Here is a 2,776-nt window from a genome sequence, read left to right on the forward strand (position 1 = left end):
AGAACGGCTCTATTGGACACTTATGCTGTTTGGGGGGCGCGGTTTGTCTATTAGAATAGCTCTATTGGACACTTATGCTGCTTGGGGAGGGCGTCTGTCTATTAGAACGGCTCTATTGGACACTTATGCTGCTTAGGGAGGGTGTTCTGTCTATTAGACTAGATAAAAAGTCATAAAAATAGCCGATAGAACTCGTCCCATGTTCTATCGGCTGTACCGCATCATATTCAGCTAAATAGCTGATCAATCTCTTGAATAGTTTCTTTTGTTAGCTTGATCTCCCCAGCACGTTTATTTTCCTTCACTTGGTGGACGCGTTTCGCTCCTGGTATAACTACGTCCAGTGATGGTCTGGAGAAATACCATGCGAGCACAATATGGGCTACTTCTTCTCCGTACGCATTAGCAATTTCACGAAGCTTTTCTACCTTTTTCAAATTTTCCTTGAATGCCTCACCTTGGAAGCTTGGTTTCTTAGCTCGTATATCTGTAAACTTAGTGGAAGTATCATACTTCCCCGCTAGAAGGCCGGATTCCAATGGAAAATATGGGATATAGGTAATATTTTCTTTGCTCGTGTAAGGGAACATTTCTTTTTCCGCATCCCGATGAAGTAAATTATATTCTGATTGTATGACGTCTACATAGCCATCTTTATTTGCCTCTTTTAATTGCTCTAAAGAAAAGTTAGATACACCGATGGAACGGATTTTCCCCTGATCACGCAATTCCTTTAAGGCACCGACAGCTTCATCTTTTGGTGTGTCTTTATCTGGAAAATGGATGTAATACAAATCTATATAATCAGTCTTCATCCTGCGAAGACTGTCCTCCACCTGTTGCTTTAGAAAGGTTGGCGAGTTATTCATTACAGTTCTTTCACCTATGAATTCATGTGCTCCCTTTGTCGCAAGCACTATCTCATCACGCTTATATTCCTTCATTACTTCTCCAACAAGCTCTTCAGAACGTTCAGGTCCATAAATAAACGCAGTATCCAAAAAGTTAATACCATTATCAAGCGCCGCACGAACTACATCTTTTCCCTGTTCTTCATCCAGCATGTTCGGATAAATATTATGTCCACCAACTGCATTCGTTCCCAACCCTACAGGAAAAACCTGAAGATCCGATTTACCAAGTTTCACATGTCGATTCATTATTTAAACACTCCTCTCCTACCTATAAGCATGTTCCTCTTAACTAATCCAATTAAACGTCTGCTCTACGTATTCCGAATCTCTTCATCATATTTTCGACCATAGTATCGCTTTGCATCGATTTCATGAATTAAGCGAATGGTTGGTTTTAATACGAATTGTAGGCTAGCAATCACAAATAATGTGACTCCCCAAGTCTTTAAGGGCTCAAAATAAAAGAATATGCTTCCAATTAAAAACCACAGTCCTAAAAGAAAGTCATTTAAAGTATATAACAATTGGTATATTTTTTTGTAAAACCTTGTATGTTGCCGCATTTTTCCAGTCACATACTCATCGCGTGTTTGGCTGCTATGGTTTGTATCGTTGCAACATTCCGTATTTGGCATGAATAGTCCTCCTTTAGCTTCTATAGTTCTATTCACACCTATTTATAATATTAAACAATATAATTTCGACACTTTTTAAAAAATAGTTTATTAACTATACATAACCCCTTGTATAGCAACAAAAAATAAGAATAAAGCTATAATAATATCTGCATAACCCAAAAAGCTTTTCTTGTTTTTTTGTAGCAGCTCGATACCCGTAAGACATAACTGTATTCCTAAAAGCGCCATGATTATCGGCAAGCTTTCCAAATTACCTGTTATTAATCCATATGCTGCCATGATTACTACAATAATGGAAAGCACCAAACGGCTGATTGTAAGCAATAAAACACACTCCTTTCCTTTAACAATGATTAAAAACGTTTATTGTGTATGGTAAGATGAATGCAACTAATCTAGTAGATTGGCGGTGTAGTATGAATAAATTTACAAAAATAACTTTATCATTATTGTTGATTCTACTTCTATGTGTTCTCATTTTTTCATTGATCTCAGCGCCGCAAGTAGTATTTTACATTGCTTTTTTCTTCTTGCCTGTTTATACTCTTGCTGGCATTATTGTTGCCATGCTTAGTATTCCAAAAGAGAAGAAAACGTTTTATAAAGTTGCCAACATACTAGCGTTAATTATTTTTATTGCTTGTATTGTTTACTTATCAATGTTGGATATGAACTAATTTTGCTTATATAAATCATAACTCATTTTTAGGAATTCATAAGTTCCTCCGTTTGTATCCTGTTTAAAAGTTTCCTCAGGAACAAATCCAACTTTTTTATATACATTAATTGCACGTTCATTAAAGTTTGCGACTGAGAGAGTAATGGTTGCTGGCTTGTATTTATTAATCCCGAATTCGATACCTGTTTTTAGAAAATCCTCTCCATTTCCTTGGCCTGTCAGTTGCGGCTTCATCCCCAAACCGATGTCTATTATATTAGCATCCAGCTTCTGGAAACAGAAAAATCCGATAAGCTCATTGGCATTTATTACAACAAAATAGTTAGACGCCCGAGCCTCTTCATCAAGGAATTCATTTAGGTCTTCTTCGTCCGCTTCCATATCGTAAAATGAGTATTCACCCTCATAATGCCAATGGTAAGCAATAATTTCTGCATGCTGCTGTGTCATTGGTATAAATTCATATTTCATTCTGTTTCCTCCAAGTTTATGTCTTGCACTGCTCTCTCATCTGGGATGGGCTGTCTCTCATTTCTGCGTTGCTT

The 2,776-nt window shown here is 37.0% G+C and carries 5 protein-coding genes; 1 reads left to right on the forward strand and 4 read right to left on the reverse strand.

Going from position 1 to position 2,776, the window contains the following annotated elements; translation table 11 throughout:
- Positions 1–227: 227 nt before the first annotated feature.
- The 3 genes from JCM12304_RS18695 to JCM12304_RS18705 form a co-directional block, all read right to left on the reverse strand.
- Entirely contained in the window at positions 228–1,160 is a 933-nt protein-coding gene (locus JCM12304_RS18695) for an aldo/keto reductase (RefSeq protein ID WP_060681989.1), read from the reverse strand.
- A gap of 65 nt (positions 1,161–1,225) precedes the next feature.
- Entirely contained in the window at positions 1,226–1,549 is a 324-nt protein-coding gene (locus JCM12304_RS18700) for a YrhK family protein (protein ID WP_060681990.1), read from the reverse strand.
- Positions 1,550–1,639: 90 nt separating this feature from the next.
- On the reverse strand, positions 1,640–1,876 hold the full coding sequence (locus JCM12304_RS18705) for a DUF3953 domain-containing protein (protein WP_060681991.1): 237 nt from the start codon (positions 1,874–1,876) through the stop codon (positions 1,640–1,642).
- A gap of 206 nt (positions 1,877–2,082) precedes the next feature.
- Here JCM12304_RS18705 and JCM12304_RS18710 point away from each other — a divergent pair, with 206 nt between their 5' ends.
- The gene (locus JCM12304_RS18710) at positions 2,083–2,229 is read left to right on the forward strand and encodes a hypothetical protein (protein ID WP_218185802.1); all 147 of its coding nucleotides are present in this window, start codon (positions 2,083–2,085) and stop codon (positions 2,227–2,229) included.
- On the opposite strand, the gene JCM12304_RS18715 is transcribed toward JCM12304_RS18710, so the two are convergent.
- Positions 2,226–2,702, reverse strand: a complete 477-nt coding sequence (locus JCM12304_RS18715; protein ID WP_060681993.1) for a GNAT family N-acetyltransferase — start codon at positions 2,700–2,702, stop codon at positions 2,226–2,228. The genes JCM12304_RS18710 and JCM12304_RS18715 overlap by 4 nt on opposite strands.
- Positions 2,703–2,776: the final 74 nt, after the last annotated feature.

The sequence above is a fragment of the Virgibacillus halodenitrificans JCM 12304 genome (genome assembly GCF_001310895.1).
Lineage (GTDB): Bacteria > Bacillota > Bacilli > Bacillales > Amphibacillaceae > Virgibacillus_Q > Virgibacillus_Q halodenitrificans.